Source organism: Lysinibacillus antri, from assembly GCF_003977595.1.
GTDB lineage: Bacteria > Bacillota > Bacilli > Bacillales_A > Planococcaceae > Ureibacillus > Ureibacillus antri.
In genome coordinates, this window is sequence record NZ_RYYR01000038.1 from 12,044 (window position 1) to 28,848 (window position 16,805).

At 38.5% G+C, this 16,805-nt stretch carries 15 protein-coding genes and 1 rRNA gene; 13 read left to right on the forward strand and 3 right to left on the reverse strand.

Annotation, left to right across the window (positions count from 1 at the left end; all coding sequences use genetic code 11):
* Positions 1 to 32: 32 nt before the first annotated feature.
* On the reverse strand, positions 33 to 1,709 hold the full coding sequence (locus EK386_RS18140; RefSeq protein WP_158674469.1) for a putative bifunctional diguanylate cyclase/phosphodiesterase: 1,677 nt from the start codon (positions 1,707 to 1,709) through the stop codon (positions 33 to 35).
* Positions 1,710 to 2,112: 403 nt separating this feature from the next.
* Positions 2,113 to 2,982, reverse strand: a complete 870-nt coding sequence (locus tag EK386_RS18145; protein WP_246027726.1) for a methyl-accepting chemotaxis protein — start codon at positions 2,980 to 2,982, stop codon at positions 2,113 to 2,115.
* Between the two features lie 254 nt (positions 2,983 to 3,236).
* Here EK386_RS18145 and EK386_RS18150 point away from each other — a divergent pair, with 254 nt between their 5' ends.
* The 5 genes from EK386_RS18150 (at position 3,237) to EK386_RS18170 (ending at position 8,321) form a co-directional block, all read left to right on the forward strand.
* The gene (locus EK386_RS18150; protein ID WP_126660594.1) at positions 3,237 to 4,097 is read left to right on the forward strand and encodes a ParA family protein; all 861 of its coding nucleotides are present in this window, start codon (positions 3,237 to 3,239) and stop codon (positions 4,095 to 4,097) included.
* Positions 4,069 to 4,458: a DUF5388 domain-containing protein gene (locus EK386_RS18155; protein WP_126660595.1), complete on the forward strand. Its 390-nt coding sequence runs from the start codon at positions 4,069 to 4,071 to the stop codon at positions 4,456 to 4,458. Before EK386_RS18150 ends, EK386_RS18155 begins: the two co-directional genes overlap by 29 nt.
* Positions 4,459 to 5,111: 653 nt before the next feature.
* On the forward strand, positions 5,112 to 6,659 hold the full coding sequence (locus EK386_RS18160) for a primase C-terminal domain-containing protein (RefSeq protein ID WP_126660596.1): 1,548 nt from the start codon (positions 5,112 to 5,114) through the stop codon (positions 6,657 to 6,659).
* Positions 6,660 to 7,131: 472 nt separating this feature from the next.
* Positions 7,132 to 7,740 (forward strand): LysE family translocator, encoded by a 609-nt coding sequence (locus EK386_RS18165; protein ID WP_126660597.1) that lies wholly within the window; start codon positions 7,132 to 7,134, stop codon positions 7,738 to 7,740.
* Positions 7,741 to 7,967: 227 nt separating this feature from the next.
* Positions 7,968 to 8,321: an acylphosphatase gene (locus EK386_RS18170; RefSeq protein WP_126660598.1), complete on the forward strand. Its 354-nt coding sequence runs from the start codon at positions 7,968 to 7,970 to the stop codon at positions 8,319 to 8,321.
* A 242-nt stretch (positions 8,322 to 8,563) separates the two neighbouring features.
* Here the strand turns inward: EK386_RS18170 and fosM are convergent, their stop codons facing one another.
* Positions 8,564 to 8,986, reverse strand: coding sequence for a FosM family fosfomycin resistance protein (gene fosM, locus EK386_RS18175; RefSeq protein ID WP_126660599.1), 423 nt, complete (start codon positions 8,984 to 8,986; stop codon positions 8,564 to 8,566).
* 218 nt (positions 8,987 to 9,204) lie between these two features.
* Here fosM and EK386_RS18180 point away from each other — a divergent pair, with 218 nt between their 5' ends.
* The 8 genes from EK386_RS18180 to EK386_RS18215 form a co-directional block, all read left to right on the forward strand.
* Positions 9,205 to 9,753, forward strand: coding sequence for a DUF420 domain-containing protein (locus tag EK386_RS18180; RefSeq protein WP_126660600.1), 549 nt, complete (start codon positions 9,205 to 9,207; stop codon positions 9,751 to 9,753).
* Between the two features lie 227 nt (positions 9,754 to 9,980).
* Entirely contained in the window at positions 9,981 to 10,625 is a 645-nt protein-coding gene (locus tag EK386_RS18185; protein ID WP_126660601.1) for a GAF domain-containing protein, read from the forward strand.
* A 107-nt stretch (positions 10,626 to 10,732) separates the two neighbouring features.
* A complete protein-coding gene (locus EK386_RS18190) occupies positions 10,733 to 11,098 on the forward strand; it encodes a helix-turn-helix domain-containing protein (RefSeq protein WP_218939077.1) in 366 nt (121 codons plus the stop codon).
* A gap of 121 nt (positions 11,099 to 11,219) precedes the next feature.
* Positions 11,220 to 12,842 carry a spore germination protein gene (locus EK386_RS18195; protein ID WP_246027725.1) on the forward strand — a complete coding sequence of 541 codons (1,623 nt, stop codon included), beginning with the start codon at positions 11,220 to 11,222 and terminating at the stop codon, positions 12,840 to 12,842.
* On the forward strand, positions 12,839 to 13,948 hold the full coding sequence (locus EK386_RS18200; protein ID WP_126660603.1) for a GerAB/ArcD/ProY family transporter: 1,110 nt from the start codon (positions 12,839 to 12,841) through the stop codon (positions 13,946 to 13,948). Before EK386_RS18195 ends, EK386_RS18200 begins: the two co-directional genes overlap by 4 nt.
* Entirely contained in the window at positions 13,945 to 15,144 is a 1,200-nt protein-coding gene (locus tag EK386_RS18205) for a Ger(x)C family spore germination protein (protein WP_126660604.1), read from the forward strand. Before EK386_RS18200 ends, EK386_RS18205 begins: the two co-directional genes overlap by 4 nt.
* A gap of 389 nt (positions 15,145 to 15,533) precedes the next feature.
* On the forward strand, positions 15,534 to 16,172 hold the full coding sequence (locus EK386_RS18210) for a DUF3967 domain-containing protein (RefSeq protein ID WP_126660605.1): 639 nt from the start codon (positions 15,534 to 15,536) through the stop codon (positions 16,170 to 16,172).
* Positions 16,173 to 16,634: 462 nt separating this feature from the next.
* Positions 16,635 to 16,805, forward strand: a 16S ribosomal RNA gene (locus EK386_RS18215); the annotation flags it as partial.

The window sequence follows — 16,805 nt, forward strand, 5'->3', positions numbered from 1 at the left end:
GGATAGCCCCTCTTAGCCCATCCTTTATGTTATTAATCCTTTAGAAAGTTCGCCTCTAGCTCTTCTTTCGGAATTGGTTTACTGATGTAGTAGCCTTGTATCATTTCGATCCCAAATGATTGGATTAGCTGTACTTGATGTGCATCCTCTACGCCTTCTGCCACCACTTTTAGCCCTAAACTATGGGCGATGTTGCTGACGGATTTGACGATTTCTTTTTTCGTTTTGTTCGTAATATCATCAATAAACGATTTATCGATTTTAACCGTGTTAATTGGAAGAGTACTTAAATAACTAAGCGATGAATAACCCGTCCCAAAATCATCCAACGCAATGTTTACACCAAAGTCTTGTAGCTGTTTTAGTTTGTCCAATGTATCGGTCAAATTCGTAATGGCCATACTTTCGGTGACTTCAAGTGTTAAATGGTGCGGATCGAGCTCTTGTTGCACCAAAATCCCTTGAATCATGTCGACTACATTGTTGCTGATTAATTGGAAACTTGATAAATTCACAGAAACACCAAGATCGTGTCCTTGATTGCGCCAGTGTTTCGTTTGTCGGCATGCTTCCTCTAACACCCATTTCCCAATCGATGAAATTAAGCCTGTCTCCTCTGCTAACGGAATAAATTCCACCGGCGAGATAAAGCCTCTTTCAGGATGATGCCATCGCAACAATGCTTCTGTTGCGACGATTTTGTTTGTTTTTACGTCCAACTGGGGCTGGTAATAAACCTCGAGTTCCCCTTTTCCAAGTGCTTTTCGCAAATCATTTTCTAATAACGACTTGGTTACAATTTCTTGGCTCATGGCACACGTGAAAAATTGATAATTATTACGTCCTTTTTCTTTCGCTTTGTACATGGCCAAATCAGCATATTTGATTAACGTTTCGATATCTTGTCCGTCTGTCGGAAAACAACTAATCCCGATACTTGGTGTGCAATGAACTTCTTTCCCATCTAAATCAAAAGTAGCGGATAAGGACTGCAGAAGTTGATTAATCGTTTTTTCAACTTCTTGGGGCGAAACATCCCGAAGTAATAGAAGAAACTCATCGCCACCTTGTCGGGAAACAATATCTTTGTCACTTACTGACCGCAAAATTCTTTGGGCCACTTCTTTTAGTAAAAGATCGCCTATTCCGTGACCATATGTATCGTTAATCACTTTAAAACGATCCAAATCAATAAACGCAACGGCTAACTGTTGTTTATTTTTTCGTGCTTCTTCCACGGCCTCTTCTAATACGATGTTGAAGTAATTTCGATTAATTAATCCTGTTAGTACATCGTAATGTGCAAGATACGTAATCTCTTTGTTGGCCTCTTCTAATTCGCCAGGGCTTGGAATGCGAAGAAGTTTTGGCATGATGGCCCAAATTAAAATCGCCGTACCGATCGACACAACGGCTGTTAAGAAGACCGCGATACTCTCAATCCTTAGTAAGAGTTCAGAGGATGAGATGGAGCGTAAAAAATGGAGAAAATGCGTAATGCCACAAAATAAAATAAATAAGGTAAATAAGAAATACATCCATTTGAATTTGACGACCTTCTTTTTCCTCGCAAAAAACATAATCGCCAGTGGAATCGTGAAATAAGCAAGACTCGTGAATAAATCCGAAAGACCTCTTACGGAGAGACTTGAACCGGATGTATGTGTATGTGTCGAAGCGAGAACTAAGCTGGTAACAAGTTGATCCATTCGATTCATTTCTCCTTTGAAGCGCTTCAATTGAACAAAAGTCAAAAATTTAGAAGTTTGTTTTGAGCTGTTTAGGCGTTTCTAATTATGTATGAAAAAATACTTCTTGTATAGTGATGGAATTGTATTAACTACAATATAATTTACCTAATTTTAATATAAAAATATCAAAAATATATCATTTTGTAATGTTTTTACGAAAGTTTTGTGTAGTAAAAGGAAATGGACTTATAATTGCGACGAATTTATTGCAACGTGAAAAAAAGAGCCATCCACATTGGACAGCTCCATGAAAATCTATATAACTAAGGGGGAATACAAATAGACTTTCCAATTCTAGAAATCTTTATACCTAGCAATGGAAAAAAGTTAAGGTAGAGTCCTCTTCTTTTACCTGTGAGTTTTAATCCTTTTTAATATTACTTAGTTTTTGCAGTCGTTTGCCGACATGGTTGATGCTCGCATAGGTGTGGCTCATCTGTTGCATGTTCGTCGTGTACTGCTTTGTGAACGATGAAATTTGGGATGTGGAGTGATTAATATAGCCAATAGAATTTTTGATATTATCGAGTTCTTTTGTAATGGTGTCGGCACTTTGGGTACTGTCCTGCGCCATTTTTTGAATTTCATTGGCGACAATCGCAAAGCCTCTTCCATGTACACCAGAGCGAGCTGCTTCAATGGAGGCATTCAGTCCTAAAATTTTAGATTTTTGTGCAATGTCTTTGACGGTAGAAACAATGGCGTTAATTTGTTGAATATCGTGGGTTGCAGTAGCAGCCAATTGCGAAAGTTCCTCGAGTTGTTTGGAAACGTTCACACTGGCACTCGTTAAATCCTCTGTTGTAACAGACATTTCCGCAACAGAAGCAGATAACTCATTGGATACATGACGCAATTCATTGATCGTATCATTTGAAATGACCCCGGTACACACACCAACAACTCGCCCGTTATCAATAATGGGTACTGCTGAGGCGATGTACGCAAAACCAAACAACTCAGGTCCACGTTCCTCACGAAGAGGTTTCCCGCTTTTAAATGCCCGGATACTCGTCGTATTTTGATGTTGTTCCACGGTTTCTCCAACCTTAATTTTTAAATCCACTTTTTTTCCGGCTTTATATCCAATGACTTTTTCAGTATCAAAAACAAGGATGCAGGCATCTTCCGGATAAGTTAATTGATATGTATCGATAGAATCTACGACGGCTTTTAATTTTGCATTCATTAAGAACCCCTCTTTTCCTTTGTCTTTAACTATATAGTTCACCAAGCGTCCTTGTACCTCCTTTAAAATGGAAATATCCCTTTTTAATTGCCCTCGTTTTTCATGGTATGCTAAGTTCTTTTAACACGAATAAGTATGGGTCAACCATGATATATCCGCTATAACATTTAGGTACATGAATGTTCTCACACTTTAATTATCGCATAAGTGGACTTCTATGGAAATTTTCTGCTATGATATACGCATATATGTACGGAGTAAACATTTATTTCCACGCATGAATGGAGGGAAACGAGATGAAAAAAAATGAAGAAGCAGTGATCGTCACGTTCGGGAATTTTAAGGGCGGTACAGGAAAGACCACAAATAGTACGATGATTGCGCATGCATTGGCTGAAATGGGCTATAAAGTGCTTTTGTGTGACCAAGATCCTCAAGCAAATGCCACAACACTATTCCTCAAAACGAAAGCGTTGTTAACGGATGAAATCGTAGCTTTTAATAAAACCTTAATGGCCGCGATTCAAGACGAAGAGTTAGGGCAGATTGTAACGGAGATTAAGGAAAATCTCTATCTTTTACCGAGTTTTAGTGATTTTGCCTTTTATCCACGTTATTTAGAAAAGAAATTTCCTTCTGATACGAGTGAGCGAGTGAAATATTTTTCCACGTTAATCCAGCCGTTAAAAAAGGATTACGATTTTATTTTTATTGATGTACCACCGACAATATCGATTATTACGGATGCGGCACTTTACGCATCGGATTATGTAGTGGTTGTACTTCAAACCCAAGAAAGAAGTTTACAAGGGGCGGAAGTGTTTACGAGCTACCTACAATCGTTAATTGATGATTACGATGCTACTTTGGACATTATTGGGATTCTACCTGTTCTCCTTAAAAATGGGGCAGCTGTCGATTTGGCAACACTCGAAAATGCGCGTCAAATTTTTGGCGTAGAAAATTTATTTACAAATGTAGTAAACAATATGGAGCGTTTAAAACGTTTTGATATAACGGGCATTACAAATGAAGATATACATGATCGAAAAGTGCATAGAAGTTATGAAACGATTGCAAAAGAGTTTTTAAATCGTCTTGAAGCAGAATTAGCGGAGGTGAATGGCGTTGAGCAACTTACTGAACAATCAAACTAAGAAAAAGTTACTAGACCGTGGACCGAAAATCACGCCGACACAAGAATTTACACTGACTGATATCGAAGAAAAAAAAGTGGAACCAAAAGGAACGACCCCTTCAGCAAAAGCAAAGGAGAAAGAAAAAGAAAAAGAAACAGTACAAGTACAAAAACGAACAACGCCTCAAAACATTACGAGTGTTCGTGTTTCAAAAGCAACACGCAATAAACTAAATGCCTTAGTACAATTAGGGAAGGCAGAAAGCGTAGACGTATTAATAGATATTTTATTAGATGAGTATGTAGAGCAGAATATCGGAAAAACGGAACGGAAAACGTACGATATTATTGTCAACGTACTACAAAAAAAAGATCGATAAGATGGAATAATTAGGGAGAAAGAGCATCATTTTGATGGTCTTTTTTTAGTTTGAAAAATTTTTTTTGGAGCAAAAAAAATATATGCATATATGCATATATAAATATATACATATATTCGGTTTTCAAAAACGTTGTTATATCAGGCTTTATGGGCGTTTTGTGCATATATGCATATATGCGTATACACATATACACATATATGCATATATTTTTTGAAAAAGATGTAAAAAAAACGGGTTGCATCCACATTTCAACGTGGTTATAATGCAAAATATAGAAACGCATTAATAAAATTCCAGGCAAATTAAAAAAGCCATTCCTTTAGTCTTTGGCCGGACTGGAATGACTTTACACGATCTGCCTAACAACACCAACTAAAAGGTGATCCACAGTAAACTTGGTGGTTTAAAGTAGTTCAAAACTGAATACCGGTGATTGCTAGCAGTATGTTGTTAACCAGAGTGCTGGAACACTTTTGGTTATATATATCATATATGATATTTGATGTACTGATTATAACAAGTCGATTTCAAATTTTCAATGTTTTCTGTTGAAAATCCAATTTTCGAGCTTTTTTATTCAGTTCATTCAATCTGCATGGTATTTTTTGATAGCTACTGGCATTCACCAATCTATACAAGAGGTGATATCCATGGCTATTTTTACGTCTACTAATCTATTACAAAATGTTTACAATACAATCCTCCACGAAGGATTAACTACATATAAAACAAAATACTCGAAAGCAACTCTTCCTGACCGTGTCGAAGCTGAAAAAGCGGACAAGCGCCATAAAAAAGGGGCAATCTTTGTCGTGCGCTCCAAATCAGACTTTACATCAACAGGTGTGAAAGGCTACATTGTCACGTCCAAAGAAACGCTTTTAGAAGATGCTGCTGGTCTTTCGCACTTCACGCCTAATGTGTACCGTCAATTTGGGTATTCCGACGACAAACGGACGAAAATCCACGGCTTTGAAGAAAAGAATTTGCTTCAAATCAACACATTCGTCGTGGACATTGATACAAAACAACACAGTGTGCAAGAGATCCTGTTAACGTGCATGGATGAAAGCATTGGTGCGCCAACGTTAATTGTGGAGTCTGAACGTGGCTACCAAGTGTATTTTGTCCTTTCCGAACCTCTATTTATTTCAAATAAGCAAAACTTCCGTGGGTTAACTGTTGCAAAACGCATTTCTGATAACTTGAAAAAGAGTCTGCAATCCGTAAGTAGTGACCTTTTCTGCAATGATTTTGGTTTTTTCCGCATCCCGAAAAAAGACAACATCGTATGGCAACAACTCGATCAAACCTATCATATGGCACACCTGATTGACTGGTCCTGCCGTCAAGATGACGACTTAGAGCGACCTTTATTTGTGGTGTCTTCGAAATTCACAACGATTTCTGTGACACAATCAGAATGGTTTTCTAAGCTGATTCATGCCGTTGATATTAAAGGTGAAAAAGGGCAACTGGGGCGAAACAACGCAATGTTTACGCTTGCTTTAGTGTGCTTTTCAGAAGGTTGGGAAAAGGAGCGTACATTTGACTTTCTAGATGAATACAACTCAAATCTTAACTATCCTCTTTCTTTAACGGAAGTAGAAACACTATTAAACTCGGCGTATTCAGGAAAATATAAAGGCGCGAGTAAAGCGTACATTGAGGCATTATTAGCGGCGTACGTTAGAGGTGGCTCAGCCATTCCAGTGAAATTTAATTACAAGGGTGGTTGGTACAAATTTAAAAAAGAGCGCAAAGATCGCGAACGTAGTCATTATGAAGAATGGGAACAAGACATCATTGCGTACATTTCGGCTCAAAAATCCAGCTTCGAAATGTTTCTTTGGCGTTCCCAAAAAGAGATTTGTGAGGCAATCGGTATTCCGCAAAGCACATTAAACGTGGTTTTAAAACAATCGAAAAGATTATTAAAAACAACAAAAGGTAAAGGACGCAACGCCAAAACGGGTTGGACAACGATCAGCCTGTTTCTTCAGTATGTGCTAAAAAAGGCAGTGGAGTTGTCGCAACGCAAAGGCATTTACCGCATTGGTTTACAAGAAGTTGTGGATGAATGGATCGGTGAAATTGAACCAATTGCAGGGTACGATTTATTAACGTTGTATCTTGAAAAATTAGACGTCGTCACGCCATTAACTACCAAGAAAACACTCATTAGGGACACAGGCTAATTAAATACTCCACTCTGCCTTTACATATTTCTATTTACGTCTGGGGAGGGGGGGGGTTAGGTCAGGCTGTTATAACGGATATATCATGTATTTTAAAGGTATATGGTTAGCATATAGCACAAGCATATCTTGCAGTATATCGTGCTATAGTCTACGAGTATGCTTACTATATGCTATGTCAAAAAAATTATTATATTTATGCATATATGGAATAAAATTGAATGGACAAGTAGAATTAATGAAGAAGTTATTTTAAAGATTAAAAAAATATTATAGATAAAGAATGTATTAATTATGTTTTAGGGGCGTGAAGGGCTTTAGCCCAGCCCCCCTCTTTGGGGAACATCTCGGCCCCTGCCAGGTGGTGATAGATCAAATACAGTGTGTTGATATGGCCGTTATGATATTTGTGATTAGGGTGATATTACAGGTTTTATTAGGGGTATAAATAACAAAATAGGGAGGGGTATAGATGCTTACGTTTATTCTAATGACATTATTTGTTGTGATGAGTCCTGGGGTAGATACGGCGTTAATAACCAAACGAACACTAGCTAATGGAAAGAAAGATGGTTTATGGATGGCATTAGGGATTGCCACAGGATCCTTAGGTCATACAGTAGCCGCTACATTAGGGTTATCTGCATTAATCTTACAATCAGCTATTGCATTTGGCATTTTAAAATGGATAGGGGCTATTTATTTAATTTATTTAGGGGTTCAATCTTTCCTTGTGCGAAAAGAAAAAGAAGTTATATCAGAGGAAAAAGGGGTTAAACAGGGCTCTGCTTTTAAAGAGGGTTTATTATCGAATCTGTTAAACCCAAAAGTTGCGATATTTTTTATTACCTTCCTACCTCAGTTTGTCACAGTTAAAGAGTATGCGATGATGCAGCTTTTCCTAATGGGAAGTTGTTATGCGATTTTATCCATTTTATGGTTTGTGTGTTATGTCTTTTGTTTATATACCATTCGTGAGTGGTTATTATCACCGACTGTTCAAAATTATATGGAGAAGTTAACGGGGATTGTGCTTATTGGGTTTGGCATTAAACTATTGTTTACGCAAAATGAATCTTAATAGACGTGTTATAACAGTTATAGCACCTGATCTATATAGTTCATTGGTAATTAAGCGGTTATCTGGGAACAGTAACAACCATATATTAAAGGCGATAAAGATTGTATTTTGTTTTAGTTTAATGGAGATGTGAAATGGTGACAATTGGGAATGGAAAATAATTTTTCCCCTAATTGACGGCGTTATAGCGGTTATAACATGGAAATATGAAAAACAGGAGTGAGCAAATGAAGGCTTTAAAAAAGTTACGAGATGGCTATATTATTTGGCATGCAAATTCATTTAAAATCCCTACTTTTCCAGCAAGTACGCAAATCAGAAAACGTATTATTTTTTCTGGAAAGGTCCAAAAAGTCGGCTTTCGCTTGGAAGTCTTTCATTTAGCTGAACGATTGAACTTAACGGGCTGGGTAAAAAACTTAGAAGATGGCAGTGTGGAAGGTGAATTTCAAGGCGACGCATCGAAAATTGAGTTTCTTGTGGCGTGTATGAAGTCGTTGAAACGAGCCTCTGTACGAAATGTGACAGCCCTTGAGTTGCCAATTTATGAAGGCGAGAAAGACTTTTCGGTAATTAAATGAAAAATGGGTTCCATAAACCAATAAGGTTGAATTAGATTTTATATAGAAGTCGAAGCCTCAAGCTATTATTGTTATGTTCTCGTATAATAATTTATTTTTAAACGCATTAGTTTCACAAGCCAAATTAAAAAGTCGGATCCTTATCGTACAGGAATGCGACTTTTTTAGGTTGAAATCAATATCCGCGTTTTGTCGGTAAGATCGCTGTTTAAAGAAATGTGTTTGTTGAATAAGGAATCCTTTTAATCGAAAAACTCCATATGTGTTTTCTCTTGTTTATAGTAATCTAATCGATCATGTAATGTACCCGTATGAAATTCAAATTTATGCCCATCTAGGTCCGTAAAATAGATTGACTTTTTATCTTTTTCATCTCTTGGGCGACCTGACAAGATATTTACATTTAATTTCTCTAACTTTTCGTACATTTTATCAAAATCTTCTTCTTTAATTGAAAATGCAATATGTGTGTAAGATTGGTGTATTTCATTGCGAGGTATGTCTTTTTCTTCATTGAGCGCAAACCACATTCCGTTTACATCGAAGTAAGCCGTTTTCCTTCCCTTCACTAATAATTTAGCATCAAATACATGTTCATAAAACGCAATAGAATTTTCTAAATCAGAAACTGAAAATAAAAAATGATTAAGCGCTTTTATCGCCATTTTCTCACCTCAATAAAATTTTTCTTTTATTATAATTATAAAAGAAATTCTTATTTAAAAAGCAAGATTAGTTCGATTCTGTTCCTGTTGTAAGTAGGATAAAGTTTGTCGAAAGGATGACATTTTCCGTTTTTAAAGGAAACCCACTCCCTTTATATTGCTCTTTCCAATTATTTTTTTTATGCTTACTGAAAGGCATCTTAAGGAGTTGGAAACGTATGAGTAGTGATTTTAATAATGTGAAGCAGCGTAATTACAATCCGCTGATTTGGGTTTTATCCATAGTGATTATTGGCGTTATTTTTGGAACGTATTTATTGCCAAAAAGCACAGACGGCACAATAATGGGCATTGAGTTAACGGTATTGCCGTTATTGAATGCGATCTTGAATAGCTTCACTTTTGTCTTTTTGGCTATTGCGTTAATGATGATTAAAAAGAAAAACATTAAACTGCATCGTAACTTCATCATTGCTGCATTTGTCTCAACTTTTTTATTCTGCGTCTCTTATTTAACGTATCACTCGTTAGCTGAGTCGACAAGCTATGGTGGAGATGGCGTGTTGAAGTATATTTATTATTTCATCCTGCTTACACACATTGTACTAGCTGCATTGATTGTGCCGCTTGCGTTAGTGACGCTTGGTAGAGGCTTAAATATGAAAGTAGAAAAGCACCGAAAAATCGCGCGTTGGACAATGCCAATTTGGTTGTATGTTAGTTTGACGGGTGTATTAGTTTATTTATTAATTTCACCATACTATTAACTAAAAAACCGAAGCGAAATTTCGCTTCGGTTTTTTTGCTCTTTGAGTGACAAGTACCTTACTACTATACCACAATGTAATTCTAAGCAGTGATATATCCGTTATATCACGAAGAAAAACCTGTTAACAAAGCGCTTCTTACCTTATTGCAGAATGTCATTCACTCGTGATTAAACACATTAAACATTGGGTATAATTTCCACATAAACGTTTTTTTAGGGGGTACGATGGAAAAGATTCAAAATCTTGTTGTGTACATGAAACAGTATATGGCGAATAAAAAGATAAGGGATTTTCTGTCGCAGGTGAACCCGTTACTTGCGAAAAAGGAAGATAACATTCGTGTGCATTTAGAAGCGCTAATTCACAGTTATATTAGCGAAGAAGAATTTCGGGTCATTGAGGCAAAAATGAAATTAGGGAAGCTCTGTTTGGATTTAGAACAAGTTATACCAACCGGTTGTGCGACTCTATTATTCTATGCAAACGATGAACAAAAAATCTACCATGGGGCGGCTCCAAATATCCCGCTGCATTATTTTGATTTTTTCTATCAAGTCAATGAGCAGCAGGTAGTTCATGAAATGGTTTGTGGAAGAGCTGTCGCCCAAAAGGATTTTGTGTATGTGGATTCAGTGGACGAGATTGTTCATGAAAAAGGATTAATGCAAGACTGTGGGTTCCATTCGTTATGGTCCATCCCTTTTTATCGCGGTGATACGATCATCGGCACGTTTGCAATGTATCAAAGAAAAAAGAGGCGACCTACCGATAGCGAGATTCAGTTAGTGAAACGAAAAGTAGCAGAATACCAAGATGCGATTTATCGGATTTCGAATCTATTGGATTGTAAAGCGCGAAGTTTACGTTGAACGCTTAAAATACGAAATTCGGCGTAAAATAAAAGGACAATACGACCAACAAGCCATCTGTTACATGTTTGTTTTTAAGGAACAAACATAAGGAGGAAATATGAAACGTGTACGATGAACGGTTGCGAAAGTTACGATTACAGCATGGCTATACCATGGAACAAGTCGGGAAGTTTGTCGGAATCAAAAAGTCGAGTTATGCATCGTATGAATCGAGACACCGCCAACCACCGATCGAGAAACTAAAAAGCTTTGCTAACCTGTATGGTGTTTCCGTTGATTATATTCTTGGACTCACGGATACGCCAACGAGTGAAAAATGTTTAAATTTAAAATTTAGAGAAGTATGTTTAAAACGGGGATTTCATTGGGATGGGATGGACATTCCAGAAGACGTGATTTTTTTAGTAGAAAAAGTTTTGGATGAAGCAGCAGATCGATGCTTCTCCGATGTGAGACGAATAGAAGGATAAAGAAGGATGCCCATTTTTTTGGAGGGCATCTTTCTTTTTTATTTCCATGTATGTAAAAGTTCGCTATTGGCATACTAAAAGCCCTGTACGCTTTACGCAAACCATGAAAGGAGGAAGGAAAGTGCCCATATGGAAGCGATTAAAAAAGAACCTAGCTACTCAACAAGCGAACAATACAAGTGGTGAAACAATCCGTCAAACGGTAGTGAAGGATGAAAAAATTGAAACAGACCATCCAAAAGCCATTCAACAAATCCAACAAGTTTTTCAAGAAGAAGCGGATTTTGTGACACGGGAGCTAGTCATTTTCGGAAAAGTCCCCGCTACTATCATATATTTCAGTAGTTTGGTGGATAAAAAGGGTATTAGTGAAGAGATTATTAAACCACTATTAATGAATGCCCATGAAAGTAGTTTAGAAGCAGACTTAAAGGAAGTCATTATGCGACAAACGCTGTATCATGCGGACGTGCAACAAGCTACTCAATTAGCCGATGTGGTGAATGGGCTATTACGAGGAAACACCGTGTTACTCATTGACGGGATCCAAGAAGGCATTCTCATCAACACGAAAATGATTGAAAAACGGTCGATTGCCCAACCCGAAACCGAGCAAGTTATCCGTGGTCCGCGAGATGGGTTTATTGAATCGCTCGAAACGAACATTTCTCTTCTTCGTGACCGAATGCCTGTCCCGCAATTTCGGGTTAAAACTATGCAAATCGGGCGGATCACGAAATCGACGGTGGGTCTTTTTTATATGGACGACATTGCCAATCCATCGCTTGTAGAAGATGTGGAAAAACGACTGGAACGAATTGACATTGACCGTGTACTTGATTCGGGGTACTTGGAACAATTTATTCAGGATAATCCCCGATCGCCATTCCCACAAGTGAAAAATACCGAGCGACCTGATGTAGCGGTTGGGAATTTATTAGAGGGACGAGTTGTGATCATGGTGGATGGATCGCCTTTTGCTTTAATTGTCCCGGCTACGTTCATCATGTTTTATCAGTCTTCGGAAGATTACAATGAACGAACGAATGTGATGTCCATTATCCGAATGACGCGCCTCATTTCCATTATCTTTTCTCTTATTACACCTTCTACATATGTCGCTGTTATTTCGTATCACCCGGAACTTATCCCAACAGCTTTTTCGGTTGCGATTACGAGTGGTCGGGCGGGGGTTCCGTTTCCGGCGGTGGTTGAAGTCTTTCTGATGGAGGCAGCGATGGAAATCTTGCGAGAAGCCACAGTGCGAATGCCCAAACAAGTGGGGGGCGCCTTATCGATTGTGGGGGTGCTCGTAGTAGGGCAAGCCGCTGTTATGGCAGGGTTTGTTAGTCCGATTACGGTAGTCGTGATTGCGATTACAACGATTGGCTCCTTTGCGACACCTGCCTATAGTATGGCCACTGGTTTTCGGATGCTGCGGTTCTTTTTGATTTTCATGACAGGGGTTCTTGGATTGTATGGCTTGATTTTAGGGTTAATTCTCGTCATGAATCATCTGTTATCGCTCCGTTCCTTTGGGGTGCCGTATTTAAGCCCAATGAGTCCGATGAATTGGGGCGGCATGCGCGATTCGTTTATCCGAGCGCCATTACGTTGGCTAATTGACCGACCAGAAGAACTGTTCGTAAAAAATAGCAAACGCATCAACAACCCGAAAGAATATCCAACCACTAACCCATTAGGCCCGGAACAACACTTAGGGACGAAAGAGGAGAACGAATGAGAGAGCCAAGACAAATTACCGCTAGTCAAACGATGATGGCCATCTTCAACAGTATGGTCGGCATCTCTATTTTGAGATTGCCACGCATTGCAAGTGAGCATGTCAATTCAGGTGCGATATTGGTTACGGTCATTGGTTTAGGGTTGATGATGTTTGGCATAGGAATCATGACGTTGTTAGGGTACCGCTTTCCGAAAACGTCTTTGATGCAGTTTAGTAAACAGATTATCGGCAAGCCGTTGTCGTTTCTGTTTGGGTTGTTCATCCTCTGTTTTTTCATTGTTTTAATTGGATTCATTACAAGAGAGTTTTCGTTTATGTTAAGTTCGTTTTTGTACCCAGATACGCCGATTATTGTGTTAGTGGGGACAATGTTGTTTCTTGTGGCCATTGCGACGAGAAATGATATAACCACGATTGCTTACATGCACTTTTTTTATTTTCCATTATTATGTCTGCCGTTGCTGGCGTTAATTGTACTCGCTTTACCAGAAGTAGACGTTCGCCATGTGAAGCCGTTTTTGGGGAATGGAACAACTTTTTCAGATTTTGTCCAAGGAGGGGTCACCGTGGCCGCTTTACCCTTTGTGCCGATCGGGATTTTCCTATTGACGGTGTTAACGCCCCACACCCAAAATGCTAAACATGCCATTCGGGGGAGTCTGCTCGGTGGACTGATCGCGGGTGTAGTTATTTTACTAACGGTCTTTGTGACGATCGGAGTATTTGGCTACATGGAGACCAAATCCCCACTATGGCCGCTGTATGTGTTAACAAGGATGATTCAATTACCGCTTGAATTACTAGAACGACTTGATATTTTATTTTTAGGAGTTTGGGTGTTATCTACCTTTACCACGATTTTATCAGGTTACTTGATTGTGATTTATACAGGTAGTCAACTATTTAATTTGAAAAGTCATCGGGTACTGTCTTACTTGGCATTGCCCTTTGTGTTGGGGGCCGCCATGTATCCACAAAATATTTTTCACTTGTTCGAATTGATCGAACAGATAGGGAAAATAGGATTAATTCTAACGATGGGGTATCCGCTTTTCTTACTTTTGATTGCTTTAATTCGAAGGAAAGGAAATATGTCCAAATGAAGCATGCGATGAAGTGTCTCGTCCTCGTTGGCTTAGCATTCCTGATAGCGGGTTGTTGGGATCGATTGGAAATTGAAGAACGGGCAATGGTTTTAGGTTTATCCATTGATTTACAGGAAAAGGAGAGCTCAGATGACCCTATCAATCATCCAGATGTGGACGATATGCCAACGTCTGAAATTGGCATGGTTAAAATTACGGCCCAACTTGCGGTGCCAGGTCAAATTCCATTGGGTCCATCACAGGGGGGCGGTAGTAAGTCAAAAGATACCGTTTTGGTGGTGGCCGCAGTTGGGCATACGATGGACGATGCCATGAGTAACCTCCAACAGCAATTGGGCTCCACACTCTTTTTGGGCCAATTAAAAATTATTATTCTTTCAAGGGAAGTAGCGGAAAAAGGCATTCGGGAGATTTCGGATTTTATCAAACGACATCCAGAGATTCGTCGGGATACGTGGTTATTGGTAAACGGAAAAAAGGCAGAAGAAACGTTACGAGTTGCACCTAAATTAGAACGAGTCCCGACCCTCTACTTAAGTGGAATGTTGGATAATGCCATCAAAATGGGGAAATTCCCAAAAGATAAAATCGGTCAATTTTGGTCAAATCTTGAGAGCAACGGGCAGGATGGCTACTTGCCTTTCATTACAGTGAAGGATGAAGAACATATCCAAATTAGTGGGCTCGCTTATTTTCGCGGCATGAAAATGGTTGGGCATATCGAGCCGTATCAAATTGCTTATTTTAATGGCATCACCGAACAAAATCCAGGAGGTTCAAAAGCGCTGGTGAAGTTGTCTGAAAATGAATCAGTCATGCTTCAATCCACCTATCGAAAATCGAACATCCATGTGTCGTTAAAAGACGGACGCCCCCATGTGCAGGTGAAGTTAAAGGTGATCGGAAATATTGTGGAGAAACAAAATGTGGCCGTTGATACCCATGATGCTATCAAAAAAATTGAAAAGTCAGCAGAAGAATTAATTGAAGAACAATACGAAGTCTTAATTAAAGAAACGCAAGAGAAAAAATCCGATATATTCGGGTTTGGCGAATATGTGCGAGGAGACTTACGCACATATTGGGATCAACACATTGAAACGGCCGAAAAATGGAGAGAAGCGTATCAGGAATTAGCAGTGGACGTAGTTGCGGAGGTAGAAATCAAAGAAGTGGGTCTTCGCTCAAAATAATGACCATGATATACCTGCTATAGCGGATATATCATGAAAAATAAAAACCCGGAAATTATTCCGGGTTTGATTGCACTTACTTTTGATCCTCCATGACACATTGCCTCACTTTGCCTAAGCAATATTGGCATTTCGATGGTCCTTCCGAGCTAACGATCAATCGCACTCATCGGGTTAACCCTCCTAGTCATTTGGATTGGAAGTGAAATCTTAAATAGTATGGATCAATGTTGTATTTTCATACATCTTATTTTTTGAAAAACAGAAGTATTCGTGATGATTCGCAATAATTTCCCTTAATTAGACAATTCTTTGTCTGTATTTGTAGAACGATTTTTAAAGGAATGCCCTCATTTTTTTCGAATTGTATGTAGTAAGAGGTGATTGTTATGTCTGATATAGCCGTTATAACGGATACAACAGTGGGCGAAGAGTTAATATTTGAAAATGCAACGGTAAGCAAAATTTTAGGTGTCCAAGAGAGTACACTCCGAAAATACTGCACGTTAATGCAAAAGTATCAGTATGAATTTAGCAAAAATTCTGTGGGCCATCGTATCTTTTATAAAAGAGATGTGGACGTGATGAAGCAAATTGTAGATTTAAAAAACGCGAGTACCTTAACGTTAGAGCAAGCGGTAAAAGCTGTGCTAGAGGTGGACATGGCGGACGCGTCCGATACAACGGATATAGCTGATATAACGGATATATCAGCCCCAGCCATTTCTGATTATCATAAGCTTTTAGAAGAATTCACCGCTTATAAACAAGAGCAAATAGATTTCCAACAAAAACAATTTGAGTTTCAACAACAACAAATGGAATTCAATAAACAACTCGCTGAACAACTTCAAAAACAAGATCAATACATTAAAAATAGCATCGAAGCCCGTGATCAAAAATTAGTGGCGGCGATGAGAGAATCAATGGAAACAAAACGACAACTGATTGAAGCGGCAAAAGAGGCAACCGCAGCTGCAGAAGCCGCAAAAAGAAAAAAGAAATCTTGGTGGCACATTTGGAGATAAAGCGAATAAGAAGAACAGAATGGACCTAAATGGTAGGAGCGATCTGTTCTTTTTTGTTTTTGCTATTAATAGGAAGAGAGATGAAGTTATAATTTTTTCAATAATTTTTGTTGACTTATTTTTATTAAGTTGATAATATTATGTAACTGTCGCAAAACGATATGCATTGAAGAAAAGCTAAGAAATAAGTAGTTTTTCAAAGTGTTTGACAAGTTAACAGGTATTTTGATATAATAAAATTCCTGTCGTCGTGACAGTGTTAAAAAATCTTAAAAATAAATATTGACAAACATAATCGTTATTTGATAGGATATAAAAGTTGTCGCTTGAATGAGCGATAAATGAACTTTGAAAACTGAACAACAAAACGTTAATGAAATAAAGTTTCTCATTAAGTTGAGAAACAAAATTTGGACATCATAATTGATGCCAGCAAAGAATTTGAGCTTTATCAAGTTCTCTTTTATGGAGAGTTTGATCCTGGCTCAGGACGAACGCTGGCGGCGTGCCTAATACATGCAAGTCGAGCGGATCTTTGGGAGCTTGCTCCTAAAGGTTAGCGGCGGACGGGTGAGTAACACGTGGGCAACCTGCCCTATAGTTGGGGATAACTCCGGGAAACCGGAGCTAATA